At 64.4% G+C, this 24850-nt stretch carries 18 protein-coding genes; 11 read left to right on the top strand and 7 right to left on the bottom strand.

Annotated elements, in window-relative coordinates; translation table 11 throughout:
- Positions 1–48: 48 nt before the first annotated feature.
- Positions 49–1524, bottom strand: coding sequence for a sodium/proline symporter PutP (gene putP, locus ACQ4N9_RS03525; RefSeq protein WP_125465793.1), 1476 nt, complete (start codon positions 1522–1524; stop codon positions 49–51).
- A 361-nt stretch (positions 1525–1885) separates the two neighbouring features.
- Between putP and putA the strand changes: the two genes are divergently transcribed.
- A complete protein-coding gene (gene putA / locus ACQ4N9_RS03520) occupies positions 1886–5839 on the top strand; it encodes a trifunctional transcriptional regulator/proline dehydrogenase/L-glutamate gamma-semialdehyde dehydrogenase (RefSeq protein ID WP_390965857.1) in 3954 nt (1317 codons plus the stop codon).
- 100 nt (positions 5840–5939) lie between these two features.
- On the top strand, positions 5940–6554 hold the full coding sequence (locus ACQ4N9_RS03515) for a hypothetical protein (protein ID WP_390965855.1): 615 nt from the start codon (positions 5940–5942) through the stop codon (positions 6552–6554).
- A 229-nt stretch (positions 6555–6783) separates the two neighbouring features.
- On the opposite strand, the gene ACQ4N9_RS03510 is transcribed toward ACQ4N9_RS03515, so the two are convergent.
- Positions 6784–7026: a hypothetical protein gene (locus ACQ4N9_RS03510; protein WP_390965853.1), complete on the bottom strand. Its 243-nt coding sequence runs from the start codon at positions 7024–7026 to the stop codon at positions 6784–6786.
- A 620-nt stretch (positions 7027–7646) separates the two neighbouring features.
- On the opposite strand from ACQ4N9_RS03510, the gene ACQ4N9_RS03505 reads away from it, so the two are divergent.
- The gene (locus ACQ4N9_RS03505) at positions 7647–8222 is read left to right on the top strand and encodes a hypothetical protein (RefSeq protein ID WP_390965851.1); all 576 of its coding nucleotides are present in this window, start codon (positions 7647–7649) and stop codon (positions 8220–8222) included.
- A gap of 42 nt (positions 8223–8264) precedes the next feature.
- Here ACQ4N9_RS03505 and ACQ4N9_RS03500 read toward each other — a convergent pair whose 3' ends face one another.
- Positions 8265–8492, bottom strand: a complete 228-nt coding sequence (locus ACQ4N9_RS03500) for a hypothetical protein (protein WP_390965849.1) — start codon at positions 8490–8492, stop codon at positions 8265–8267.
- Positions 8493–8785: 293 nt separating this feature from the next.
- On the opposite strand from ACQ4N9_RS03500, the gene ACQ4N9_RS03495 reads away from it, so the two are divergent.
- The 7 genes from ACQ4N9_RS03495 (at position 8786) to yccS (ending at position 20096) form a co-directional block, all read left to right on the top strand.
- Complete coding sequence (locus ACQ4N9_RS03495; protein ID WP_390965847.1) at positions 8786–10582, top strand: acyl-CoA dehydrogenase; 1797 nt, start codon at positions 8786–8788, stop codon at positions 10580–10582.
- A gap of 30 nt (positions 10583–10612) precedes the next feature.
- Positions 10613–12055, top strand: coding sequence for a TldD/PmbA family protein (locus ACQ4N9_RS03490; protein ID WP_390965845.1), 1443 nt, complete (start codon positions 10613–10615; stop codon positions 12053–12055).
- Complete coding sequence (locus ACQ4N9_RS03485) at positions 12055–13383, top strand: TldD/PmbA family protein (RefSeq protein WP_430932198.1); 1329 nt, start codon at positions 12055–12057, stop codon at positions 13381–13383. Before ACQ4N9_RS03490 ends, ACQ4N9_RS03485 begins: the two co-directional genes overlap by 1 nt.
- Positions 13384–13519: 136 nt before the next feature.
- Complete coding sequence (gene mdtD / locus ACQ4N9_RS03480) at positions 13520–14947, top strand: multidrug transporter subunit MdtD (protein ID WP_110995793.1); 1428 nt, start codon at positions 13520–13522, stop codon at positions 14945–14947.
- 111 nt (positions 14948–15058) lie between these two features.
- Positions 15059–16396: an ATP-dependent RNA helicase DbpA gene (gene dbpA / locus ACQ4N9_RS03475; RefSeq protein ID WP_390966091.1), complete on the top strand. Its 1338-nt coding sequence runs from the start codon at positions 15059–15061 to the stop codon at positions 16394–16396.
- A gap of 127 nt (positions 16397–16523) precedes the next feature.
- The gene (locus ACQ4N9_RS03470; RefSeq protein WP_347150674.1) at positions 16524–17705 is read left to right on the top strand and encodes an NAD(P)/FAD-dependent oxidoreductase; all 1182 of its coding nucleotides are present in this window, start codon (positions 16524–16526) and stop codon (positions 17703–17705) included.
- A 207-nt stretch (positions 17706–17912) separates the two neighbouring features.
- Positions 17913–20096, top strand: a complete 2184-nt coding sequence (yccS, locus tag ACQ4N9_RS03465) for a YccS family putative transporter (protein ID WP_390965840.1) — start codon at positions 17913–17915, stop codon at positions 20094–20096.
- A 97-nt stretch (positions 20097–20193) separates the two neighbouring features.
- Here the strand turns inward: yccS and ACQ4N9_RS03460 are convergent, their stop codons facing one another.
- Positions 20194–20931, bottom strand: coding sequence for a substrate-binding periplasmic protein (locus tag ACQ4N9_RS03460; RefSeq protein ID WP_258705238.1), 738 nt, complete (start codon positions 20929–20931; stop codon positions 20194–20196).
- 225 nt (positions 20932–21156) lie between these two features.
- On the opposite strand from ACQ4N9_RS03460, the gene ACQ4N9_RS03455 reads away from it, so the two are divergent.
- Positions 21157–21609, top strand: coding sequence for a GNAT family N-acetyltransferase (locus ACQ4N9_RS03455; protein ID WP_125465805.1), 453 nt, complete (start codon positions 21157–21159; stop codon positions 21607–21609).
- Between the two features lie 251 nt (positions 21610–21860).
- Here the strand turns inward: ACQ4N9_RS03455 and ACQ4N9_RS03450 are convergent, their stop codons facing one another.
- From ACQ4N9_RS03450 to ACQ4N9_RS03440, 3 genes are read right to left on the bottom strand one after another with little or no spacing between them, the layout of a single operon-like run.
- Positions 21861–22163: a winged helix-turn-helix domain-containing protein gene (locus ACQ4N9_RS03450; protein ID WP_125465806.1), complete on the bottom strand. Its 303-nt coding sequence runs from the start codon at positions 22161–22163 to the stop codon at positions 21861–21863.
- A gap of 14 nt (positions 22164–22177) precedes the next feature.
- Complete coding sequence (locus ACQ4N9_RS03445) at positions 22178–22678, bottom strand: M48 metallopeptidase family protein (protein WP_125465807.1); 501 nt, start codon at positions 22676–22678, stop codon at positions 22178–22180.
- A 39-nt stretch (positions 22679–22717) separates the two neighbouring features.
- Entirely contained in the window at positions 22718–24835 is a 2118-nt protein-coding gene (locus ACQ4N9_RS03440; protein ID WP_390965837.1) for a putative bifunctional diguanylate cyclase/phosphodiesterase, read from the bottom strand.
- Between the last annotated feature and the right edge of the window lie 15 nt (positions 24836–24850).

Here is a 24850-nt window from a genome sequence, read left to right as displayed (position 1 = left end):
CGCCGATGCGATTTACCCGCGAAGCAAGCGACGCCGATTCAGCAGGTATTACTTGTCGGCGTGATACTGCGCATCAGCGGTTTCAAAGCGCGAAACCATGCTGTTCGACGGGCTGCCCAGCTTGCTCACCAGAACGATGGCGATGGTGGCGAACAGGAAGCCCGGAATGATCTCGTACAGATCGGTACCCAGCTGCTTCCACAGGATCACGGTCAGCGCACCGACCACGATGCCCGCCAGCGCACCATTGCGGGTCATGCCTTTCCACAGTACCGACAGCAGCACCACCGGACCGAAGGCGGCACCGAAGCCAGCCCAGGCGTAGGCCACCAGGCCCAGCACGCGGTTCTCAGGGTTGGCAGCCATGGCAATGGCGATCAGCGCAACGGCCAGCACCATCAGGCGACCGACCCACACCAGCTCCTGCTGCGAAGCGTTCTTGCGCAGGAAGCTCTTGTAGAAGTCTTCGGTCAGGGCGCTGGAGCACACCAGCAGTTGGCAGCTCAAGGTGCTCATCACCGCCGCCAGGATGGCCGACAGCAGCACACCGGCGATCCATGGGTTGAACAGGATCTTGGCCAGCTCGATGAACACGCGCTCACGGTTCTCGGTGACCGGGCCGGCGAGGTCCGGGTGCGCCGAGAAGTAGGCGATGCCGAAGAAGCCCACGGCACAGGTGCCGGCCAGGCACAGAATCATCCAGGTCATGGAGATGCGGCGGGCGTTGGCGATCGACTTCACCGAGTCGGCGGCCATGAAGCGCGCCAGGATGTGCGGCTGGCCGAAGTAGCCCAGGCCCCAGCCCATCAGCGAGATGATGCCGATGAAGGTAGCGCCCTTGAACATGTCGAAGTGCGCCGGGTCCACCGCCTCGATGGCGAGGAAGGTGGTATCGAAGCCACCGGTGGAGATCAGCACGATGATCGGCGTGAGGATCAGCGCGAAGATCATCAGCGAGGCCTGCACGGTGTCGGTCCAGCTCACCGCCAGGAAGCCACCGACGAAGGTGTAGGCGATGGTAGCTGCGGCACCGGCCCACAGGGCGGTTTCGTAGGACATGCCGAAGGTGCTTTCGAACAGGCGGGCGCCGGCGACGATGCCCGAGGCGCAATAGATGGTGAAGAACACCAGGATCACGATGGCGGAGATGATCCGCAGCACGCCACTCTGGTCTTCGAAGCGGCTCGAGAAGTAATCCGGCAGGGTCAGCGCATCACCGTTGTGCTCGGTCTGCACCCGCAGACGGCCGGCGACGAACAGCCAGTTAAGGTAGGCGCCGACGGTCAGGCCGATGGCGATCCAGGCTTCGGAGAGGCCGGCGAAGTAGATGGCGCCCGGCAGGCCCATCAGCAACCAGCCACTCATGTCGGAAGCGCCGGCGGAAAGCGCGGTTACCACGCTACCGAGGCTGCGGCCACCGAGGATGTAGTCGGAAAGGTTCTTGGTGGAGCGATAGGCGGCGAAGCCGATCAGCACCATTGCCGCGATGTACACCACGAAGGTGATGGTAAGAGGATTGCCCATGAGTTGTGCCCTGGCGTTGTTTTTATCTCCAGCGACCGCCGTGCATGACGACGGTTGCACCCAGGCGGCGCATCCTATGCAACAACATGAACGAGGTGCAACCACTTTTCATTTGCAAGTTGCACCCAATCCTGCATTTTCGGACAAAACCGTGTTTTTGCTCCATTTCGGAGCAAACACAACGTTTTCCATAACAAAAAACACCGAAAAAGACCGTTTCCGTTGTACGGAAACGTCCTTCAGACGAGTTGCACCTTTGCCTCGAAAAATTCGGGTTGCACCCGGTTGCACCCGAATTGTCCTACAGGCTAATCTTGCCTCCAGCTTAGGTCACACCCGTGGCCAATAACGAGGATAAGAAATGGCGACGACCACCCTTGGGGTCAAACTTGACGACCCGACCCGTGAGCGACTCAAGGCAGCTGCGCAGTCCATCGACCGCACGCCGCACTGGTTGATCAAGCAAGCGATCTTCAACTATCTCGAGAAGCTCGAGGGTGGCGCCACCCTGAACGACCTCAACGGCCACGCCGTGAACCTTGGCGACGAGGCCGGCGAAGCGCCGACCGACCACGCCCACCAGTGCTTCCTGGAGTTCGCCGAAAGCATCCTGCCGCAATCGGTGCTGCGCTCGGCGATCACCGCCGCCTACCGCCGCCCTGAGCCAGAAGTGGTGCCGATGCTGCTGGAGCAGGCGCGCCTGCCGGCCGCCCAGGCCGAAGCCACCAACAAGCTGGCCGCCAGCCTGGCCGACAAGCTGCGCAACCAGAAGAGCGCCGGCGGCCGTGCCGGCATCGTCCAGGGCCTGCTGCAGGAATTTTCGCTGTCCTCGCAGGAAGGCGTGGCGCTGATGTGCCTGGCCGAAGCCCTGCTGCGCATCCCCGACAAAGGCACCCGTGACGCGCTGATCCGCGACAAGATCAGCACCGGCAACTGGCAACCGCACCTGGGCAACAGCCCGTCGCTGTTCGTCAACGCCGCCACCTGGGGCCTGCTGCTGACCGGCAAGCTGGTCAGCACCCACAACGAATCCGGCCTGACCTCCTCGCTCACCCGCATCATCGGCAAGAGCGGCGAGCCGATGATCCGCAAGGGCGTCGACATGGCCATGCGCCTGATGGGCGAGCAGTTCGTCACCGGCGAAACCATCGCCGAAGCCCTGGCCAACGCCAGCAAGTTCGAAGCCAAGGGCTTCCGCTACAGCTATGACATGCTCGGCGAAGCCGCGCTGACCGAGCACGACGCACAGAAATACCTGGCTTCCTACGAGCAGGCGATCCACTCGATCGGCAAAGCGTCCCATGGCCGTGGCATCTATGAAGGCCCGGGCATCTCGATCAAGCTGTCGGCCCTGCACCCGCGCTACAGCCGCGCCCAGTACGAGCGCGTGATGAACGAGCTGTACCCGCGCCTGCTGTCGCTGACCCTGCTGGCCAAGCAGTACGACATCGGCCTGAACATCGACGCCGAAGAGGCCGACCGCCTGGAGCTGTCGCTGGACCTGCTCGAGCGCCTGTGCTTCGAGCCGTCGCTGGCCGGCTGGAACGGCATCGGCTTCGTTATCCAGGCCTACCAGAAGCGCTGCCCGTATGTGATCGACTACGTCATCGACCTGGCCAAGCGCAGCCGCCACCGCCTGATGATCCGCCTGGTAAAAGGCGCGTACTGGGACAGCGAGATCAAGCGCGCCCAGGTCGAAGGCCTGGAAGGCTACCCGGTCTACACCCGCAAGGTGTACACCGACGTTTCCTACGTCGCCTGCGCCCGCAAGCTGCTGGCCGTGCCAGAAGCCATCTACCCGCAGTTCGCCACCCACAACGCCCACACCCTGTCGGCCATCTACACCATCGCCGGGCAGAACTACTACCCGGGCCAGTACGAGTTCCAGTGCCTGCACGGCATGGGCGAGCCACTGTACGAGCAGGTTGTAGGCAAGGTCTCCGAAGGTAAGCTGAACCGTCCGTGCCGCGTGTATGCACCGGTCGGCACCCACGAAACCCTGCTGGCCTACCTGGTACGCCGCCTGCTGGAAAACGGCGCCAACACCTCGTTCGTCAACCGCATCGCCGACCATTCGATCTCGATCCAGGAACTGGTCGCCGACCCGGTCGCCAGCATCGAGCGCATGGGCACCCAGGAAGGCAGCATCGGCCTGCCGCACCCGCGCATCCCGATGCCGCGTGCACTCTATGGCAGCGAGCGGGCCAACTCGGCCGGTATCGACATGGCCAACGAACACCGCCTGGCGTCGCTGTCCTGCGCCCTGCTGGCCACCGCCCACAACGACTGGAAAGCCGCCCCGCTGCTGGCTTGCGCCGCCAGCGAGCAAGCCGCCGTGGCGGTGCTCAACCCAGCGGATCACCGCGATGTGGTCGGCCACGTGCAGGAAGCCACCGTTGCCGACGTCGACAACGCCATCCAGTGCGCGCTGAACGCCGCACCGATCTGGCAGGCCACCCCGCCGGCCGAGCGCGCCGCGATCCTGGAACGCGCCGCCGACCTGATGGAAGCCGAGATCCAGCCGCTGATGGGCCTGCTGGTGCGCGAAGCCGGCAAGACCTTCGCCAACGCCATCGCCGAAGTGCGCGAAGCCGTGGACTTCCTGCGCTACTACGCGGTGCAGGCACGCAACGACTTGCGCAACGACAACTGCCGCCCACTGGGCCCGGTGGTGTGCATCAGCCCGTGGAACTTCCCGCTGGCGATCTTCTCCGGCCAGGTGGCCGCAGCGCTGGCCGCCGGCAACCCGGTACTGGCCAAGCCCGCCGAACAGACCCCGCTGGTCGCCGCCCAGGCCGTGCGCCTGCTGCTGGAAGCCGGCATCCCCGAAGGCGTGCTGCAATTGCTGCCGGGCCAGGGCGAAACCGTCGGTGCCGGCCTGGTCGGTGACGAACGCGTCAAGGGCGTGATGTTCACCGGCTCCACCGAAGTCGCGCGCCTGCTGCAACGCAACATCGCCGGCCGCCTGGACAACCAGGGCCGCCCGATCCCGCTGATCGCCGAAACCGGCGGCCAGAACGCCATGATCGTCGACTCCTCGGCCCTCACCGAGCAGGTGGTGATCGATGTGGTGTCCTCGGCGTTCGACAGCGCCGGCCAGCGTTGCTCGGCCCTGCGCGTGCTGTGCCTGCAGGAAGACTCCGCCGACCGCGTGATCGAAATGCTCAAGGGCGCCATGGCCGAAAGCCGCCTGGGCAACCCCGAGCGCCTGTCCGTGGACATCGGCCCGGTGATCGACGCCGAAGCCAAGGCCGGTATCGAGAAGCACATCCAGGGCATGCGCGACAAAGGCCGCACCGTGTACCAGGTGGCCATCGCCGAAGGTGAAGAGGTCAAGCGCGGCACCTTCGTGATGCCGACCCTGATCGAGCTGGAGAGCTTCGACGAGCTGCAGCGCGAGATCTTCGGCCCGGTACTGCACGTGGTGCGCTACAACCGCAAGGACCTGGACCAGCTGATCGAGCAGATCAACGCCTCCGGTTACGGCCTGACCCTGGGCGTGCACACCCGCATCGACGAGACCATTGCCAAGGTGGTGGGCAACGTCAATGCCGGCAACATGTACGTCAACCGCAACATCGTCGGTGCCGTGGTCGGCGTGCAGCCATTCGGCGGTGAAGGCCTGTCCGGCACCGGCCCGAAAGCCGGCGGCCCGCTGTACCTGTACCGCCTGCTGTCGACCCGCCCGGCCGACGCCATCGCCCGCCACTTCCAGGCCGACGATGCCCGCAGCCCGGCCGACACCACCCTGCGCGATCAGCAGATCAAGCCGCTGAACACGCTCAAGACCTGGGCGGCCGGCAGCCAGCTGAGCGACCTGGCCGCGCTGTGCGAGCAGTTCGCCGAGCAGTCGCAGAGCGGCATCACCCGCGTATTGCCTGGCCCAACCGGCGAGCGCAACAGCTACAGCGTGCTGCCCCGCGAGCACGTGCTGTGCCTGGCCGACAACGAAGCCGACCTGCTGGCGCAGTTCGCGGCGGTGCTGGCGGTGGGTAGCTCGGCAGTGTTCCAGGACGGCGAGCCGGCCAAGACCGTGCGCGGCCGCCTGCCGAAGGAGCTGCAAGCGAAGATCAAGCTGGTAGCCGACTGGAACAACGACGACGTGGCCTTCGACGCGGTGATCCACCACGGCCACTCGGACCAGCTGCGCGGCATCTGCGAGCAGGTGGCCAAGCGTGCGGGTGCCATCGTTGGCGTGCATGGGCTGTCGAGCGGCGATCACCAGATTGCCCTGGAGCGCCTGGTGATCGAGCGGGCGGTGAGTGTGAACACCGCTGCGGCGGGGGGTAACGCTAGCTTGATGACCATCGGTTGATCCGGTCACCGGCGGGAATCAAAGGAGAGCTTCGGCTCTCCTTTTTTGAGTTCATCCAATTGCCCACCTGATAAAAATGCTAGTTTCAGGCTATTGCGTGATGCTCCAAGATGAGCCCGTCGAGCACAAGCTCGCCCAACTGGAGAACTGCAAGATGGAAAATCCAAAAGCGATGCGTATCGTGAAGGATATTGATATCAGAACCATATCCAATGGTCCGATTGTAGTTGATCTAATCTGCACGCACCCCCTAGAACGCCTAAGATGCGAAGTCTACGAAGCCGATGTCTTGAAGGCAGTCTTTTCTGGGGTTCAAGCACTCAGTTTTTCAAAAGCTCATCCTTCGCTCGCGCTCCATGTTCTGGCAGACATTGATACCTCAACCACCCCCCATTTACTGAAATGGATGAGCATTGATACTCATCCGCCCGGAGAAGCGCCAAATAACACGAACGGTTCCTACTTTACCGTAACTACGGCGAACGTAGAGCACGGGGAGGATGGCAACCTTATCGCCATCTTGACAGATCTGACAGGCAGAAAAATCTACTGTCATGTTTACGACGAATCACTAAAGCAAGCACTTTATACAGCCATTGGCATGCTCAGCTTCAGAAAAATAGGCCCGCTGCTCGGCCCCCATGTCGTGGCAAGGGTTGATGAAACTCAGCAGCCTAACATTTTGACTGAATTGGTTCTGCAGTCTCAAGGCTGAACTACGGGAGATCTCACAGATGGCGACCAGCTAAGAGATCAAATTTAATCCAATACATGAAAGGTAAAAGAAAAGACGAGCTCAGGCTCTCCTTTTTATCGCCATCTTGCAGGCCTCTTCGCGGTAACCCCGCTCCCACAGTTTCACTTATACCTCATGGCCTGCGCTGTGCCTGTGGGAGCGGGTTTACCCGCGAAAGGGCCCGATCAGGTAGCACATGCCTAGCGGTTTAATGCAACGCCGACGCCTGCGCCGGCATCTGCGCCTGAATCAGTGCCGATTCGAGCAACACCCGCAGCGCTTCGGTCTCGTGCATCGCCGTCATCAACAAGACCGAAACGGGCGACTTGGGCTGCAGCAGCATCGCCTGATGGACCACGGTCACTGCGCACAGGGCGTACTCGGTGGCCTGGATCAGGGTGTCTTCAAGGGAGTGATGGTTGTGGGGTGGGTCGGGGACGATCTTCAGCATGGTATGGCTCTCTCAAAGTGGGCCACCACCATCTGCTGTCAAACAAAAGGGTGGCAGCTGTACGTGGGTTGACAGACCGGTGAGAGAACCTAACCCGGCGCACACAAGGTGCCCCACGCACAACCGCCATAACGCGGAAACCATGCGCAAGGTTCTCAGCGGCCTGTCAAAGCCGGTCGCTGCATTCGCAACGACCGCCCGAGACTAGTGACCAACCCAGAGCACCGCAATGGCTTGAAAGAGGCCAGGAGCATGTTTGAGAAATGGACTACAAGCAACAGGGAAAAACTGAAAATTTACTCACAAATGGCAATCAATTACTGAGCACTTCGCCAGCAAAGGCATACTGACGCCCGAGACCAATCAGCTCTAGAATCGACCGTACCGCATCCGCCGACACTGATTGCAGGGAGGTTTTCATGAGTGCAAAAACACAGAGCAGGTCGAGAGCCGAAAACCCACACATCGAGGCAGTCCAGCGCATTCGTCAGCTCGCACAGATTCTGTCACGCAACCCCGACGAAGCCAGGGCATTCTGGGTAAAAACCGGGGTTTTCACAGAAGAAGGTGAACTTAAGGCTCCTTATCGCTAGATGTATCAATAACTTCCATCATTCGTCTTGGGCTTCCATGGCTGCGATCGCGAGGTAGGCGAAGCCATCCTCGCTGGCGAACCTATTTCACCCAGTGTCAATGCTTACGACTGGCTCGGTGAGGGCGCCTATTTCTGGGAAAACAGCCCCGACCGCGCGCTTAGTTACGCCCAACGCCTGAAGGCACATAAGCGCGGCCAGGGAAGTATAAAAAGCCCCTATGTAATTGGAGCGGTAATCAACCTCGGCTTGTGTCTGAACCTCACGGATGAAGGCGCACTACAAGAGCTTGGTGTCGCCTACCAGTTGCTGATAGATAAAGGTGGGGAAATTCCTGAGAACGCACTGGGGTTCCCAGGCGATATGGACAACCTCAAGCGGTATCTGGACTGCGCTGTTTTCCAACTCCTTCACACAGCCCGAGAACTGGTTGAGTTAGAGCCCTATCAATCTATCCGCTCTCCTTTTCTGGAAGGCGCCGAGCTTTACCCCGGCACCGCCTTCCGACAGGAGACGCACATTCAACTCTGCGTACGCGATATGAGCTGCATAAAGGGCTTTTTTCGCCCCCTGAAATCAAACGGCGCATTGTTTTTGGCCTAGAGCTGCGGCTCCAAGCTAAGAGCGCTGCTCGACTGAGCAGAACTAAATCACCAGCTCAGATGCCGTGACCAGCACGAACAACCCATCGCCCTTCATTTCAAGGTCTTGGGGAGGCCGCCAGGTGTTCGCCGAAAGGCTTCTGGCGCTTATGAAATCGAGCGCCGCCCGCGCGGCGCATCGCTGGCAAGCCAGCTCCCACATCTGTTTCAGGCCAGTTACTCCTGTGAGGTCATCACTGTCCGCCTTGTTGATACGGCGCGGTTTCAGCATGGGCGTTGCCGCCGCCCCGCATGACTCAAGGCATGCACCAAGGCAGGCGCCGATACTTTCACAGGAATAATTGGCCCGAAACAAACTGTGGGAGCTGGCTTGCCAGCGATGCGCCGCGCGGGCGGCGCTCGATCTCATAGGCGCTGAAGAACTTTCGGCGAACACCTGGCAGCCCTCACCTAAATCCCCCCGAAAACACAGCCTTCTAAACCCATATCACCCAAACCAATTAACCTGTCCCCCGCCCCACCACCCCGCCTAGACTCGCCGCACCCCGACCCAGGAATGCCGCCATGTCCGAGCAACTCCTCAGCAGCCGCAACCTCGCCTTCGAACTCTACGAAGTCCTCGACGCCGAAGCCCTGACCCAGCGCCCGCGCTTCGCCGAGCACAGCCGCGAAACCTTCGACGCGGCGCTGACCACCGCCCGTACCATCGCCGAAAAGTACTTCGCCCCACATAACCGCAATGGCGACGAAAATGAGCCACGCTACGTGGACGGCCGCGCCGAACTGATCCCGGAAGTGAAACCAGCAGTCGACGCCTTCCTCGAAGCCGGCTTCCTCAACGCCAACCGCGATTTCGACGTCGGCGGCATGCAACTGCCCAGCCTGGTCTCGCAAGCCTGCTTCGCCCACTTCCAGGCCGCCAACGCCGGCACCACGGCCTACCCGTTCCTGACCATGGGCGCGGCCAACCTGATCGAGAGCTTCGGCACTGAAGAACAGCAGCGCCTGTTCCTGCAACCGATGATCGAAGGCCGCTACTTCGGCACCATGGCCCTGACCGAGCCCCACGCCGGCTCTTCGCTGGCCGATATCCGCACCCGCGCCGAGCCTGCCGGCGATGGCAGCTACCGGCTCAAGGGCAACAAGATCTTCATCTCCGGCGGCGACCACGAGCTTTCGGAAAACATCGTGCACATGGTCCTGGCCAAGCTGCCGGGCGCACCGGCTGGTGTCAAAGGCATCTCGTTGTTCATCGTGCCCAAGTACCTGGTAAACCCCGACGGCAGCCGGGGCCCGCGCAACGATGTGCTGCTGGCCGGGCTGTTCCACAAGATGGGCTGGCGCGGCACCACTTCCACCGCACTGAACTTCGGCGACAACGACCAGTGCGTCGGCTACCTGGTCGGCCAGCCGCACCAGGGCCTGGCCTGCATGTTCCAGATGATGAACGAAGCGCGCATCGGCGTCGGCATGGGCGCGGTGATGCTCGGTTACGCCGGCTACCTCTATTCACTGGAGTACGCCCGCCAGCGCCCGCAAGGCCGCCTGCCGGACAACAAGGACCCACACAGCCCGGCCGTGCCGATCATCGAGCACAGCGACGTGAAGCGCATGCTGCTGGCCCAGAAGGCTTACGTGGAAGGCGCCTTCGACCTGGGCCTGTACGCCGCGCGGCTGTTCGACGACACCCACACCGCGCCCGAAGAACACGCCCGCCAGCAAGCCCAGGAGCTGCTCGACCTGCTCACCCCGATCGTCAAATCCTGGCCCTCGGCCTTCTGCCTCAAGGCCAACGAGCTGGCGATCCAGATCCTCGGCGGCCATGGCTACACCCGCGAATACCCGGTCGAGCAGTACTACCGCGACAACCGCCTGAACCCGATCCACGAAGGCACCGAGGGCATCCAGTCCCTCGACCTGCTGGGCCGCAAGCTGGCGCAGAACGGCGGCGCCGGGCTCAAGCAACTGATCCGCCTGATTGCCGGCACCTGCGAGCGCGCCGGCCATCAGCCGAACCTGGATACCCTGCGCCAACCGCTGGAGCAACTGGTCAATCGCCTGCAAGCGGTCACCCTGGCCCTGCTCGGCGACCTGGCCCAAGGCAAGGTTGCCGGGGCCCTGGCCAACTCGGCGCTGTACCTGAAGGCCTTCGGTCACTGCGTGATCGGCTGGCGCTGGCTGGAGCAGGCTATCCATGCCGAAGTCGGCCTGCTCAAGGGCCGCGACCGCGACTTCTACCAGGGCAAGCTGCAGGCCGCGCGTTATTTCCTCACCTGGGAAGTACCGGGCTGCCATAATGACCTCGCCTTGCTCGAGGCCCGCGACGATACGTGCCTGGGCATGCAAGAGGGGTGGTTCTAGGGGGAGCCACCGCGCCAACGGAGGTTTCCCATGTTCGATTCCAGCGCCCTGCTGCGCCAGCGCTTCGCCGCGCTGCGCAGCACGGCCGAAGTGTTCTCGCTTCGCCACGTCAAGCAATCGCACCAGTCCCTTTCAGTACGCCGCAATGTCACCGAGCCGCCGCACTTCAGCCAGGATGAAGGCGCCATGCTCACCGTGCGGGTCAATGGCGTCGAGGCCTACGCGGCCACCGCCGACCTGTCGCAAAGCGGCCTGCAGCGCGCCCTGGAACAGGCCGAAGCGCTCGCCCGGCGCATCAAGGCCCATAGCCTGCTCGACCTCAGCGGCCAGCCCGCCCCGAGCGAGCGTCACGACCACGTTTCGCCCAACTTCGAGCAACCCCTGCCCAACCTCGCCGACTGCCTGGAGCTGCTGGCCGCAGAATCCGCCAGCGTGCCCAAGGACAGCCGCCTGGTGGACTGGCAAGCCAGCCTGGGCATCAGCCTGGTCGAGCAGACCTACCTGAACTCCGCCGGCGCCGAGCTGCGCCATGCCCAGCGCTTCGTCTACCCAGGCCTGGGCGTCACCGCCAGCGACGGCCAGGACAGCCAGAGCCGCACCCTGGGCCGCGACAACTTCGGCCAGCAAGGCAGCGTCGAGGTGATCGAGCGCTGCGGCCTGGTCGGCGCGGCCCGCCGCGTGGCCGACGAAGCCCTGCAACTGCTGCTGGCGCCCAACACGCCGAGCGGCACCCGCGACCTGCTGCTGATGCCCGACCAGATGATGCTGCAGATCCACGAGTCCATCGGCCATCCGCTGGAGATGGACCGCATCCTCGGCGACGAGCGCAACTACGCTGGCACCAGCTTCGTCAAAGCCGCCGACTTCGGCCACCTGCAATACGGCTCCACGCTGCTCAACGTGACCTTCGACCCGACCATCGGCGAAGAGCTGGCCAGCTACAGCTTCGACGACGACGGCACCCCGGCCAGCAAACAGTTCCTGATCCGCAACGGCCTGCTGGTGCGCCCGCTGGGCGGCGCGCTGTCGCAACTGCGTTCGGGCCTGGACGGCGTGGCCAACAGCCGCGCCTGTGGCTGGAACCGCGCGCCGATCGACCGCATGGCCAACCTCAATATCGAGCCGGGCGACCAGCCGCTGGAGCAGCTGATCGGCGGGATCGAAAACGGCATCCTGATGCGTACCAACCGCTCATGGTCCATCGATGACGCCCGCAACAAGTTCCAGTTCGGCTGTGAATGGGGCCAGTTGATCGAGAACGGCGAGCTCAAGGGCGTGGTGAAAAACCCGAACTACAGGGGCATCTCCGCCGATTTCTGGCGCAACCTGTCGGCGGTGGGCGATCGCAGCACCTTCCAGGTACTGGGCACGCCCAACTGCGGCAAGGGTGAACCCAACCAGGTGGTGCGGGTCGGCCACGCCTCGCCGGCCTGCGTGTTCCGCCAGATCGACGTATTCGGAGGGGACGCCTGATGAGCACCTATCAACAACGTTTCGAAGACCTGCTCGGCGCCCTGCGCGATGCGCTGCAACCCGGCGAGCAGTTCACCCTGGGCTACAGCGCCGAACACTCGCAGTTCGTGCGGTTCAACCATGCCAAGGTGCGCCAGGCCGGGCTGGTCAGCCAGGCCAGCGTGCAGCTGCGGCTGATTCGCGATGGCCGCCAGGCGGAACAGCAGATCACCCTGGGCGATGACGCCGAGCTGGATCGCCAGCGCCTGCATGACGGCCTCGGGCAACTGCGTCAGACCCTGCCGCTGCTGCCGGTCGATCCCTACCTGAGCCTCGACGAGAGCGCCTGGCACAGCCACAGCCTGCTGGAGCAGCCACTGCCCGAGCTGGATGAAGTGCTGGCCTTGGTCGGGCGCGAGGCCAACGACCTGGACCTGGTCGGCATCTACGCTGCCGGCCCCATCTGCCGCGGCTTCGCCAGCTCGTTCGGCGCCTTCGGCTGGCACCAGGCCAACAGTTTCAACTTCGACTGGAGCCTGTTCCACACCAACGGCCAGGCGGTCAAAGCCAACTACGCGGGCCAAGCCTGGAGCGGCGAGGCCTTTGCCGCGCGCCTGCGCCTGGCCCGCGAACAGCTGCAGCACCTGGGCCGCCCGGCCATTACCCTCAAGCCCGGCAGCTATCGCGCCTACCTGGCACCAGCGGCGATGGACGAGATCGCCGGCATGCTCTGCTGGGGTGGTTTCTCCGCCCAGGCGCTGGCCACGGGGAACAGCTCGCTGCAACGCCTGTACAACGGCGATGCACGACTGAGCTCATTGGTGAGTTTCAGCGAACAGGTCAGCGGCTCGTTGAGCCCGGCGTTCTCCGACGAGGGCTCGCCGCGTCGCGACCTGCTGCTGATCGGTGAAGGCCGGGCACTGGAACGGCTGGTGAGTGCCCGCAGCGCCGCCGAGTTCACACTTCAGGCCAATGGCGCCGACAGCTACGAATCGCCGTGCGCACTGAGCCTGGCGCCGGGCAACCTGCCCAGCGCGCAGATCCTCGAACGCCTGGGCACCGGGCTGTACATCAGCAACCTGTGGTACCTGAACTACTCGGACCTGCCCGCGGCGAGGATGACCGGGCTGACCCGGTTCGCCACCTTCTGGGTGGAAAACGGGCAAATCCAGGGGCCGGTGAGCACCATGCGCTTCGATGACAGCCTTTACAGCCTGCTGGGTAACCAGCTCGAAGAGCTGACCCAGGAGCGCGAGATGATCCTGTCGACCAGCACTTATGGGCAGCGCAGTACCGGGTCGAGTCATCTGCCGGGGGCTTTGGTGAAGGGGTTGACCCTGACACTGTGATCCGCAGGACCGTCCCCTTCGCGGGTAAACCCGCTCCCACAGGATTACCTATGCCTTAAAGGCAGCATTGAACCTGTGGGAGCGGGTTTACCCGCGAAAGGGCCGACACAGGACAACGAAGAACCTGAGGTAGCACATGCCCGAACGCGCACCACTGGACCCCGTCACCGCCCGCTGGATCCCTTGGGTGGTGGCCATCGCCTTCTTCATGCAGTCGCTGGACGGCACCATCCTCAACACCGCGCTGCCGGCCATGGCCCGCTCGCTGGCCGAGGACCCCTTGCGCATGCAGGGCGTGATCATCGCCTACATGCTCACTGTGGCGCTGCTGATCCCGGCCTCGGGCTGGATCGCCGACCGCTTCGGCACCAAGCGCATCTTCTTCAGCGCGATCCTGCTGTTCAGCTTCGGCTCGCTGCTGTGCGCCATGGCCAACAGCCTGGGCTTCCTGATCTTCGCCCGGGTGGTGCAGGGCCTGGGCGGGGCGCTGATGCTGCCGGTAGGCCGGCTGGTGGTGCTGCGCGCCTACCCGCGCAGCGAGCTGGTGCGGATCATGAGCTTCATCACCATCCCCGGCCTGCTCGGCCCGCTGCTCGGCCCGACCCTCGGCGGCTGGCTGGTGGAGATCCTGACCTGGCACTGGATCTTCCTGCTCAACCTGCCGGTGGGCGCGCTCGGTTGCTATGCGGTGTGGAAGTTCATCCCCGACCTGCGCGGCGCCGAGCGTACCCGCTTCGACGGGCCGGGCTTCGTGCTGTTCGGTGCGGCGATGGTGCTGATCACCATCGCCATGGAAGGCCTGGGCGAGCTGCACCTGCCGCACCTGCGGGTGATGCTGTTGCTGTTCGCCGGCATGGCCTGCCTGGCCGCGTACTGGCTGCGTGCCGGGCGTGACCCGGAGCCACTGTTCTCGCCATCGCTGTTCCGCGTGCGCACCTTCGCCATCGGCATCCTCGGCAACCTGTTCGCCCGCCTGGGCAGCGGCGCCCTGCCCTTCCTGGTGCCGTTGCTGCTGCAGGTGGCGCTGGGCTACTCGCCGGCCCAGGCGGGCATGAGCATGATCCCGCTGGCGGCGGCAGCGATGCTGGCCAAGTCGGTCGCCCGGCCGCTGATCGAACGCCTGGGCTATCGCATCGTACTCACCGGCAATACCTTGCTGCTGGGCCTGCTGCTGGCCAGCCTGGGGCTGGTCGATGAACAGACACCCTATGCCCTGCTGCTGGTGCAACTGGCGTTGCTCGGGGCGGTGAACTCGATGCAGTTCACGGCGATGAACACCGTGACCCTGATCGACCTCGACGACGCCAGCGCCAGCAGCGGCAACAGCCTGCTGTCGGTGGTCGCGCAGCTGTCGCTGAGCCTGGGCGTGGCCTGCGCCGGTGCGCTGCTCGGCGGTTTCACCGCTGCCGGCAGCGCCGAAGGCGTGCAAAGCACCCTGGGGGCGTTCCAGCTGACCTTCGTCACCATCGGCGTGATGGCGATGCTGGCGGCGGCGATCTTCCTGCAACTGGCGCCGACAGACGGAAGGCGCGCTCGTCGTCCGGAAGAGCACGTCGAGTCGTAGGGCGAATGGCCATGAGGCTGGTAGACTGTGCGACATTTTTCGCTCCAGCCGCAGGCCCGCCTCGTGACCGTTGAAACCACCGCCTTTGCCACCCTCCCGCTGTCCGCCGCCATGCTGGCCAACCTGGACGCCCTGGGCTACGCCTCGATGACCCCGATCCAGGCCCAGAGCCTGCCGGTCATCCTCAAGGGCCAGGACCTGATCGCCCAGGCCAAGACCGGCAGCGGCAAGACCGCCGCCTTCGGCATCGGCCTGCTCAATCCGATCAACCCGCGCTACTTCGGTTGCCAGGCGCTGGTGCTGTGCCCGACCCGCGAGTTGGCCGACCAGGTGGCCAAGGAGCTGCGCCGCCTGGCCCGGGCCGAGGACAACATCAAGATTCTCACCCTGTGCGGTGGCGTTTCGCTGGGCCCGCAGATCGCCTCGCTGGAGCACGGCGCGCACATCATCGTCGGCACCCCGGGGCGCATCCAGCAGCACCTGGACAAAGGCACCCTGGTACTCGACGGTCTCAACACCCTGGTGCTCGACGAAGCTGACCGCATGCTCGACATGGGCTTCTTCGACGCCATCGCCAGCATCATCGGCAAGACCCCGTCGCGCCGCCAGACCCTGCTGTTCTCGGCCACCTACCCGGCCGGCATCGAGCAATTGGCCAAGGACTTCATGCGCCAGCCGCAGCAGGTGAAGGTCGAAGCGCTGCACAGCGACAACCAGATCGAACAGCGTTTCATCGAGATCGACGCGCAGCAGCGCCTGGAAGCCGTGACCCGCGTGCTCGGCCACTACCGCCCGCAGTCCTGCGTGGCGTTCTGCTTCACCAAGCAGCAGTGCGAAGACGTCGTGGCCCACCTCACCGCCAAGGGCATCGTGGCCCAGGCGCTGCACGGCGACCTGGAGCAGCGCGACCGCGACCAGGTGCTGACCATGTTCGCCAACCGCAGCAGCTCGGTGCTGGTGGCCACCGACGTGGCCGCCCGCGGCCTGGACATCGATGGCCTGGACCTGGTCATCAACGTCGAGCTGGCCCGTGACGCCGAGATTCACGTGCACCGCGTCGGCCGTACCGGCCGGGCCGGCGAGAAGGGCGTGGCGATCAGCCTGGTGGCCCCGGCCGAGGGCCACCGCGCCCAGGCCATCGAAGACCTGCAGCAGAAGCCGCTGCGCTGGGAGCAGCTGGACAACCTGAAGAACAAAGGCGGCGAGCCGCTGCTGCCGGCGATGACCACCCTGTGCATCGGCGCCGGGCGCAAGGACAAGCTGCGCCCGGGCGATATCCTCGGTGCGCTGACCGGCGATGCCGGCTTGCCGGGCAAGCAGGTGGGCAAGATCGCCATTTTCGACTTCGTGGCGTTCGTGGCCGTGGAACGGGCGGTGGCCAAGCAGGCCATGCAGCGCTTGAACAGCGGCAAGATCAAGGGCCGTGCCCTGAAAGTCCGCATTATCTGAAGTCAGCAAGTTCCCTGTGGGAGCGGGTTTACCCGCGAAAGCGGTAGTGGATGCACCCTCGCATTCGCGGGTAAACCCGCTCCCACAGGTTCGGCGTTCCCATATCCATTCCAGACAGGTTTACACCGTGCACTCCACCGACGTGATCATCCTCGGCGCCGGCGCCGCCGGCCTGATGTGCGCCCAGCTCACCGCCCGCCGTGGCCGTCGGGTGCTGCTGCTCGACCACGCCAACAAACCGGGCAAGAAGATCCTCATGTCCGGCGGCGGGCGCTGCAACTTCACCAACATGTACACCGAGCCTGCCAACTTCCTCTCGCACAACCCGCATTTCTGCAAGTCGGCGCTGGCCCGTTACACCCAGTGGGACTTCATCGAACTGGTGTGCAAGCACGGCGTGCCGTACCACGAGAAGAAGCTCGGCCAGCTGTTCTGCGACAACAAGTCCAGCGACATCCTCGACATGCTGCTGGCCGAGTGCGACGCGGCCGGCGCCGAGCTGCGCATGAACACCAGCATCGAACAGATCGAGAAAACCGAAGGCGGCTACCGCCTGCAGACCAGCGCCGGCCCGTTCGCCTGCCAGTCGCTGGTGATCGCCACCGGCGGCCTGTCGATCCCGACATTGGGCGCCACCGGCTTCGGCTACCAGGTCGCGCGCCAGTTCGGCCACCAACTGCTGCCGACCCGCGCCGGCCTGGTGCCGTTCACCATCACCGAGCCCCAGCTCAAGGCACTGTGCACCGAGCTGTCCGGCACCTCGCTGGACTGCACCGCCAGTTGCAACGGCACAAGCTTCCGGGAAAACCTGCTGTTCACCCACCGCGGCCTGAGCGGCCCGGCGATCCTGCAGATTTCGTCGTTCTGGGAGGCCGGCGACACGGTCGAGATCAACCTGCTGCCCGACCGCGATGCCCTGGAGTGGCTGCAGGGCCAGCAAGTCGAGCGCCCCAACAGCGAGCTGAAGACCGTGCTGGGCGAGGTGTTCACCCGCAAGCTGGCCAACCTGCTGGCCGAGCAGTGGTTCGAATCCAAGCCGCTGAAGCAGTACACCCCGGCCGAGTTGGCGCAGATCGCCGACAAACTGGCGGCCTGGCAGGTAGTGCCGGCGGGCACCGAGGGCTATCGCACTGCCGAGGTGACCCTGGGCGGCGTGGATACCCGTGAGGTGTCGTCCAAGACCATGGAATCGCTGAAGAGCCCCGGGCTGTACTTCATCGGCGAGGTGCTGGACGTGAGCGGGCACCTGGGGGGGTTCAACTTCCAGTGGGCCTGGGCTTCGGCCAACGCTGCGGCGCAGTTCGTGTAGAGTAGAATCCATTCAGCAGCACGGAACGCTTCTTGCTGGTCTGTGCTCGGAGTGCCATTTTTTGCGGATGCTGCGCAGCCCATCGCCGGCAAGCCGGCTCCCACAGGATTGATGTGATCCCTGTGGGAGCCGGCTTGCCGGCGATGGGCCGCACAGCGGCCCCAAGCGGCCTCGAAGGTATTCAACCGATCTCAGCCCAGGGCCATCATGTCATCGAGCTCGTTCCGCCATTCATTGCGTCGCCTGTGGGGCCAAGACAAGTTCAGCTACGCCATTCGTGTGACCATCGCCCTCACCGGCAGCATGGCCTGGTGCTGGTACCAGAACGAGATGAGCCTGCTCATCCCGCTGTTCCTCGGCATCATCGCCAGCGCGCTGGCCGAGACCGATGACGGTTGGCAGGGCCGCCTCAGCGCCCTGCTGGTCACCCTCGGCTGTTTTGCCATCGCCGCCCTGTCGGTGGAGCTGCTGTTCCCCTACCCCTGGATCTTCGCCATCGCCCTGGCCCTGGCCGCCTTCGGCCTGACCATGCTCGGCGCACTGGGCGAGCGCTACGGGGCGATCGCCTCGGCGACCTTGATCCTGTCGGTGTACACCATGATCGGCGTGGACCAGCGCGGCGGCGAGGTCAATGACTTCTGGCACGAGCCGTTGCTGCTGGTGACCGGCGCCGCCTGGTACGGGCTGCTGTCGGTGCTGTGGCAGGCGCTGTTTTCCAACCAGCCGGTGCAACAGAGCCTGGCCAAGCTGTTCTATGAACTGGGCAGCTACCTCAAGCTCAAGGCCAGCCTGTTCGAGCCGATTCGCGGCCTGGACGTCGAGGCCACGCGCCTGGAACTGGCCAAGCAGAACGGCAAGGTGGTGGCCGCGCTCAACGCCGCCAAGGAAATCATCCTGCACCGTGTCGGCAATAGTCAGCCCAACTCCAAGGTCAGCCGCTACCTCAAGCTGTACTTCCTGGCCCAGGACCTGCATGAGCGGGTCAGCGCCTCGCACTACCCCTACAACGCCCTCAACGAGGCGTTCTTTCACAGCGACGTGATGTTCCGTTGCCAGCGCCTGCTGCGCAAACAGGGTGCCTCCTGCCAGGAGCTGGCACGCTCTATCCGCCTGCGCCAGCCGTTCGTGCTCGCCAGCGGCTACCCCGAAGCGCTGGAAGACCTGAATGCTTCGCTGGAGCACCTGCGCGAACAGAACAACCCGGCCTGGCGCGGGCTGCTGCGCTCGCTGCGGGCCCTGGCCGCCAACCTGGCCACCCTGGACCGCCTGCTGGGCGCCGCGAGCAACCCGGACAGCCTGGCAGACGCCAGCGACAGCAGCCTGCTCGACCGCTCGCCGCGCAACCTGAAGGATGTGTGGCAGCGCTTGCGCACCCAGCTGACCCCCACCTCGCTGCTGTTCCGCCATGCCCTGCGCCTGTCGCTGGCACTGTCGGTGGGTTACGGCATGGTGCACCTGATCCACCCGACCCAGGGCTACTGGATCATCCTCACCACGCTTTTCGTCTGCCAGCCCAACTACGGGGCGACCCGGCGCAAGCTGGGCCAGCGGATGCTCGGCACCGCCATCGGCCTGACCGTGGGCTGGGCGCTGTTCGACCTGTTCCCCAACCCGCTGATCCAGTCGGCCTTCGCCGTGGTCGCCGGGGTGGTGTTCTTCGTCAACCGCACCACCCGCTACACCCTGGCCACGGCGGCGATCACCCTGATGGTGCTGTTCTGCTTCAACCAGACCGGCGATGGTTACGGGCTGTTCCTGCCGCGCCTGTTCGATACCCTGGTCGGCAGCCTGATCGCCATCCTCGCGGTGTTCCTGTTCCTGCCCGACTGGCAGGGCCGCCGGCTGAACAAGGTGCTGGGCAATACCCTGGCATGCGCCAGCCAGTACCTGCGCCAGATCATGCAGCAGTATGCCCACGGCAAGCGTGACGACCTGGCCTACCGCCTGGCCCGGCGCAACGCGCACAACGCCGACGCCGCGCTGTCCACCACCCTGGCCAACATGCTCATGGAGCCTGGGCATTTCCGTAAGGAAGCGGATGTCGGCTTCCGCTTTTTGGTGCTGTCGCACACCCTGCTCAGTTATCTCTCAGGGCTTGGGGCACACCGCGACACGGCGTTGCCGGCCGAGGTCCATGAGCAACTGATCGAGGGTGCAGGCCAGACCTTGGCCGCCAGCCTCGACGAAATCGCCAACGGCCTGGCCGCGCGCCTGCCAGTGGCAATCCACAGCGACGCGGAAGAGGCCCTGGCCAATGCGCTGGAGCAGATGCCCGAGGAGCTGGACGAGCACCAGCGCCTGGTGCAGACCCAACTGGCGCTGATCTGCCGTCAATTGGGGCCACTGCGCACGTTGGCGGGGCATTTGATCAAGGAAGGTGAGCCGGGCTGATCGCGGGGTGACCTGTACTGGCCCTATCGCCGGCAAGCCGGCTCCACAGGCGCGATCCATGTGGGAGCCGGCTTGCCGGCGATAGGGCCAACGCAGATCAGAAGCCGTGCTGGCGCAACAACCGGGCGTAGCTGCCATCGGCCTTCATCGCCGCGATGGCCTTCTCGAACCGTGCCACCACCTGCCCGTGCTCCGGGTGCTTGAGGCTGACCAGGATGTGCAGGCTGTTCTCGCTCAGCGGCGGGTCGACGAAGCTCACCCCATCGCGCACCTGCTGCGGTTCGCGCTGCAGGTTGTAACGCGCCACGTACTCGTCCTCCACCGTCAGGTTGACCCGCCCGGCCGCGAGCATCCGCACCGCCGACGAGAAACTGCGCACCGGCACTTTGTTCAGACGCTCGTCACTGTCGAAGCCCGGCGAGTAGGCATAGTCGCGCACCACGGCGATGGTGTAGGGGTAGAGGTCGGCCTGACGCTTGAAGACGAAGCCTTCGCCCTGGCGCTGGAGCAGACGGATACGGTTGATGAGGTAGGGCCCGGAGAACTCGCCGATGCGCGTGCGCTCATCGTTGTACCAGGCGTTGACCAGTACGTCGTAACGCCCCTCGCCAATGCCCATGAGCGCCCTGGCCCAGGGCACTTCCTCGAACGAAGTGGCGAAACCTGCACGGTTCAGCGCCGTGGTGACGATGCTGGTGGCCAGGCCACCGCCGGGCATGGCGGCATCGGTAAAGGGCGGCCAGCTGTCAGCCACCAGTCGCAGTTTCTCCTGGGCGGCGGCGGGCATTGCGCACAACAAACCCAGTATTCCAAGAACGCAAAGCAGTGGCCGCATGCTCAAATCCTTTCGCAGTTGGGGGCCCCACGCTGAAGATGGCGATCTCTACTCACAACAGATCCTGCAGATTACACAAGCCGCATCCCGGCGACAGCGGACAATAATGTCATTTAGCCTCTATTTTGGCCGAACGCCATCAGACGTGATTTGCGGCAAGGCCAGGCTCGTGCGCAGCGGCCGGATTTGCGATGATCGAGCGCCAATACAAGGAGCCCATACCCCATGTCCATCGAGTGGATCTGCAAACACCACAGCGACCTCGGCAAGGAACAGCTCTATGCCGTCCTGCAGTTGCGTACGGCAGTGTTCGTGGTCGAGCAACGCTGTGCCTACCAGGAAGTCGACGGGCAGGACCTGAGCGGCGACACCCTGCACCTGATGGGTTGGCAGGACGACAAGCTGGTGGCCTATCTGCGCCTGCTGGACCCGCAATCACAGGGTGGCGACGTGGTCATCGGGCGGGTGGTGACGGCAGCCGACGCACGGGGTGGCGGCCTGGGCCATCAGTTGCTGCTCAAGGGGCTGGAGTGCGCCGAACATTGCTGGGCGGGGACACCGGTGTACCTGTCGGCACAGGCGCATTTGCAGGGGTACTACGCTCGGCATGGTTTTGTGGCGGTGGGCGAGGAATATCTGGAAGACGACATTCCCCATATCGGCATGCGCAAGGGCTGAAGCCGCCGGTGGGCGCGCCAGATCTTTAAAGTGTGAGCAAGGCAGTTGCTCCCACCTGACAGCGCCGAACTCAAGACCTGCACTCTGCCTGTGGGAGCGGCGGTTCGCCGCTGCGATTTACCCGCGAAGATGACACCTCGGTGCCTGGCACGGGCTATGCCCGTGTTCGCGGGTGAACCCGCTCCCACAGTGATCGCGCAACGGTTTGAATAGCGAGCAAGACAATTGCTCTCACCAGGACCGCGCAGAGATCACGGATAACCCAGCACATCCCTGATCTGGCGCAGGTGCTGGATGATCCACTGCTTGTCGATCGCCCCCCAGTCACGGATGCGGTAATGCCCGGCATGGTTGCGGGCGCCGCTCTGCTGCTCGAATTCACAGACGATGTCCAGGTCGGCCAGCGCAGCGATGGTGTCCTGCGCGGTGCGCCGGGGCATGCCGGTGGCCTCCATCAGCGCCGGCACACTGGTGGCGGTCTGGCTGTCGATCAGCCAGGCCACGTACAGGCGGCGGTAGAAACTGCTGCGGGTCTTGCTCACTTCCGTGCTCATCTGGTGCTTGTCCCTCAGGTGTTACCCGGCAGCTCCCGATAGGTCAGGTAGACGCGCAGGTCGAATTCCAATTGGTGGTAGTCCGGCTCCATGTGCTGACAGAGCTGGTAGAAGGCCTTGCTGTGGTCGCGCTCTTTCAGGTGCGCCAGTTCGTGCACCACGATCATGCGCAGAAACTGCGGCGCCGCCTCCTTGAACAACGAGGCGATGCGGATCTCTTTCTTGGCCTTGAGCTTGCCGCCCTGTACCCGCGACACCGCGGTGTTCAAGCCGAGGGCGCGATGGGTCAGGTCCAGGCGGTTGTCGAACAGCACCTTGTCCAGCGGCGGTGCGCTGCGCAGGTATTCCTGCTTGAGATCCTGGGCGTAGCCGTACAACGCCTTGTCATTCTGTACCGTATGCCGCTCGGCATAGCGTTGGTCCAGGTAGGCGCCCAGGCGGCCGCTGGCGATCAGCTGACGCACCTGGTCTTGTAGATGCGGCGGGTAGGCTTGCAGGTAGCGTAAGGCGGTCATCAGGGTGCAGATCGGGGTAAGGAGCGCCGAGTTTACCAATCACTCGCCCCAAGGGAATACCGCCGGGAAGTCGCCGGCATCGGCGGCGGTCATCGGCCTTGCCACAAGGAAACCCTGCACAAAGGCACAACCCGCGCCCTTGAGCCATTGCGCCTGCGCCTGCGTCTCCACGCCCTCGGCAATCACGGTGATGCCATAGGCCGCGCACAGTTCGATGACACTGCGCACCAATGCAATGTCGGCCGCCGAATCCGGCAGCCGCGCCACCAGGTGACGGTCTAGCTTGAGGGTATCGATGGGCAGGTCGCGCAGCATGCGCAGCGAGCAGTCACCCGCACCGAAGTCGTCCAGCGCCACGCGGATGCCCATCTCGCGCAGCCGATTCACCTGCTTCACCGCCGCGTCGATGTTGTACATCAGCGAGGTCTCGGCCACCTCGACCTCCAACTGGGCAGGCAACAGGGCATATTCGTCGATCACCCGCGCCAGTTCGTCGGCAAGGCCCGGCATGGCGAACTGTGCGCGGCTCAGGCTGATGCTCAGTACCAGCCGGGCGCCGAAGCGCGCCCCCCATTCCTTGCGCTGGGCGGCGCCCTTGCGGTAGATCCAGCTGGCCAGGCGATTGATCAGGCGCGCTTCTTCGAGCAAGGGGATGAACAACCCCGGCGGCACATCGCCGACACTCGGGTGCTGCCAGCGCAGCAAGGCTTCGAAGCCGCGCAAATGGCCATCGCCGAACGCCACCTGCGGTTGATAGACCAGGTTGAAGTCGTTCTGCTCGATGGCCGCGCGCACGCCATCTTCGAGCATCAGCCGCGAGCGCGCCCGGCCATTGAGCTCCTGGTCATAGAAGCGGTACTGCTGGCGCCCGGCCTGCTTGGCGGCGTACATCGCCGCATCCGCCGCGCGCAGCAAGCCCTCGACACTGGAACCGCAATCGGGGTAGGTGGCAATGCCGATGCTCACCCCCAGGCTGACCTCCAGCCCATCCACTTCCTGCAAACCCGAAAGGCGCTCCAGCAGTTTCTCGGCAAAGCGCCCGGCCTGCTCCGGGTACGGCAGCCCGTCGAACAGCGCGGTGAACTCATCGCCGCCCATGCGCGCCAGCAGCGCTTCGTTACCCAGGCAGTCCTTGAGCTGCTCGCCCACCCAGCGCAGCACCTTGTCGCCGGCCTCGTGGCCAAGCAGGTCGTTGATCCGCTTGAAGCCGTCCAGGTCCATGTACATCAGGGCCCGGGCCTTGTCCGAGCGCTCGTTGCGCAGCAACGCGCCTTCGGCGGCCTGGTAGAAGCCACGGCGGTTGAGCAGCCCGGTCAACGGGTCGGTCACCGCTTGGTATTCAAGCTGTTGATGCAGGCTGCGCACCACCGACATGTCCAGCACCGTCACCACCATGGCCCGCTGTTCAACGGGCAACGGCGCGCAGGACAGCGCCACCGGCACAAGCTCGCCGGAGACGGTGCGCAACTGGGCGTCATGCACGCGGAAGATCTGCCTGCCCAGATACGCCTGGTAGAAGTCCGACTCGCGCCACAGGCTGGCGCAAGGCAACTGGATCAAGTCCAGCACGTGGGCGCCCTGCAAGCTGTCCACCGGAGCATTGAGCAGCCGCGAGATGGCGGGGTTGGCAAACCCAATGGTGCCCGCCTCGTCGACCACCAGGATGCCCTCGGCGGCGTTTTCCAGGATCGAGGCGTTGAAGGCCCGTGCCGACTCCAGTTCGCGGGTCAGGCGCTGCAGCATGCGCCGGTTGCGCTGCTGATCCAGCTGGGCCTGCACCTTGGGTTTGAGGATTTGTGGGTCGAAGGGTTTGAACAGGTAGTCCACCGCGCCACTGGCATAACCCTTGAGTACAGCGGCGTCGGACTGCTCGTTGGCGGTGAGGAAAATGATCGGGGTCAGCCGCGTGCGCTGGCTGCCGCGCATCAGCCGGGCAACCTCGAAGCCGTCCATCTCGGGCATCTGCACGTCGAGCAAGACCAGGTCGACTTCGTGTTCGAGCAGCGCGCTCAGGGCTTCCATCCCTGAACTGGCGGTCAACACCTGCCAATCCTGACGGGCCAGCAACGCCCGCATGCTGATGAGATTCTCCGGATAGTCGTCTACGACCAGTAGCACCGACCGACTGTCCGGAGGTTGTGTGTGAGCGACATCCATGCTGCTTCCCATGTT

The sequence above is a fragment of the Pseudomonas sp. ES1 genome (genome assembly GCF_050586605.1).
GTDB lineage: Bacteria > Pseudomonadota > Gammaproteobacteria > Pseudomonadales > Pseudomonadaceae > Aquipseudomonas > Aquipseudomonas sichuanensis.
Note: the sequence above shows the minus strand (reverse complement) of the source record. Positions and strands in the feature narration are given on the sequence as shown.

Excerpts from the sequence above, each read along its gene's own strand:
- ACQ4N9_RS03485 (WP_430932198.1), top strand. The coding sequence starts at position 12,055 with ATGAGCACCTATCAACAACGTTTCGAAGACCTGCTCGGCGCCCTGCGC.
- ACQ4N9_RS03460 (WP_258705238.1), bottom strand. The coding sequence starts at position 20,931 with ATGCGGCCACTGCTTTGCGTTCTTGGAATACTGGGTTTGTTGTGCGCA.
- putP (WP_125465793.1), bottom strand. The coding sequence starts at position 1,524 with ATGGGCAATCCTCTTACCATCACCTTCGTGGTGTACATCGCGGCAATG.
- ACQ4N9_RS03490 (WP_390965845.1), top strand. The coding sequence starts at position 10,613 with ATGTTCGATTCCAGCGCCCTGCTGCGCCAGCGCTTCGCCGCGCTGCGC.
- ACQ4N9_RS03510 (WP_390965853.1), bottom strand. The coding sequence starts at position 7,026 with ATGCTGAAGATCGTCCCCGACCCACCCCACAACCATCACTCCCTTGAA.
- yccS (WP_390965840.1), top strand. The coding sequence starts at position 17,913 with ATGTCATCGAGCTCGTTCCGCCATTCATTGCGTCGCCTGTGGGGCCAA.
- ACQ4N9_RS03500 (WP_390965849.1), bottom strand. The coding sequence starts at position 8,492 with ATGCTGAAACCGCGCCGTATCAACAAGGCGGACAGTGATGACCTCACA.
- mdtD (WP_110995793.1), top strand. The coding sequence starts at position 13,520 with ATGCCCGAACGCGCACCACTGGACCCCGTCACCGCCCGCTGGATCCCT.
- putA (WP_390965857.1), top strand. The coding sequence starts at position 1,886 with ATGGCGACGACCACCCTTGGGGTCAAACTTGACGACCCGACCCGTGAG.
- ACQ4N9_RS03495 (WP_390965847.1), top strand. The coding sequence starts at position 8,786 with ATGTCCGAGCAACTCCTCAGCAGCCGCAACCTCGCCTTCGAACTCTAC.
- dbpA (WP_390966091.1), top strand. The coding sequence starts at position 15,059 with ATGCTGGCCAACCTGGACGCCCTGGGCTACGCCTCGATGACCCCGATC.
- ACQ4N9_RS03445 (WP_125465807.1), bottom strand. The coding sequence starts at position 22,678 with ATGACCGCCTTACGCTACCTGCAAGCCTACCCGCCGCATCTACAAGAC.
- ACQ4N9_RS03440 (WP_390965837.1), bottom strand. The coding sequence starts at position 24,835 with ATGGATGTCGCTCACACACAACCTCCGGACAGTCGGTCGGTGCTACTG.
- ACQ4N9_RS03455 (WP_125465805.1), top strand. The coding sequence starts at position 21,157 with ATGTCCATCGAGTGGATCTGCAAACACCACAGCGACCTCGGCAAGGAA.
- ACQ4N9_RS03450 (WP_125465806.1), bottom strand. The coding sequence starts at position 22,163 with ATGAGCACGGAAGTGAGCAAGACCCGCAGCAGTTTCTACCGCCGCCTG.
- ACQ4N9_RS03515 (WP_390965855.1), top strand. The coding sequence starts at position 5,940 with ATGCTCCAAGATGAGCCCGTCGAGCACAAGCTCGCCCAACTGGAGAAC.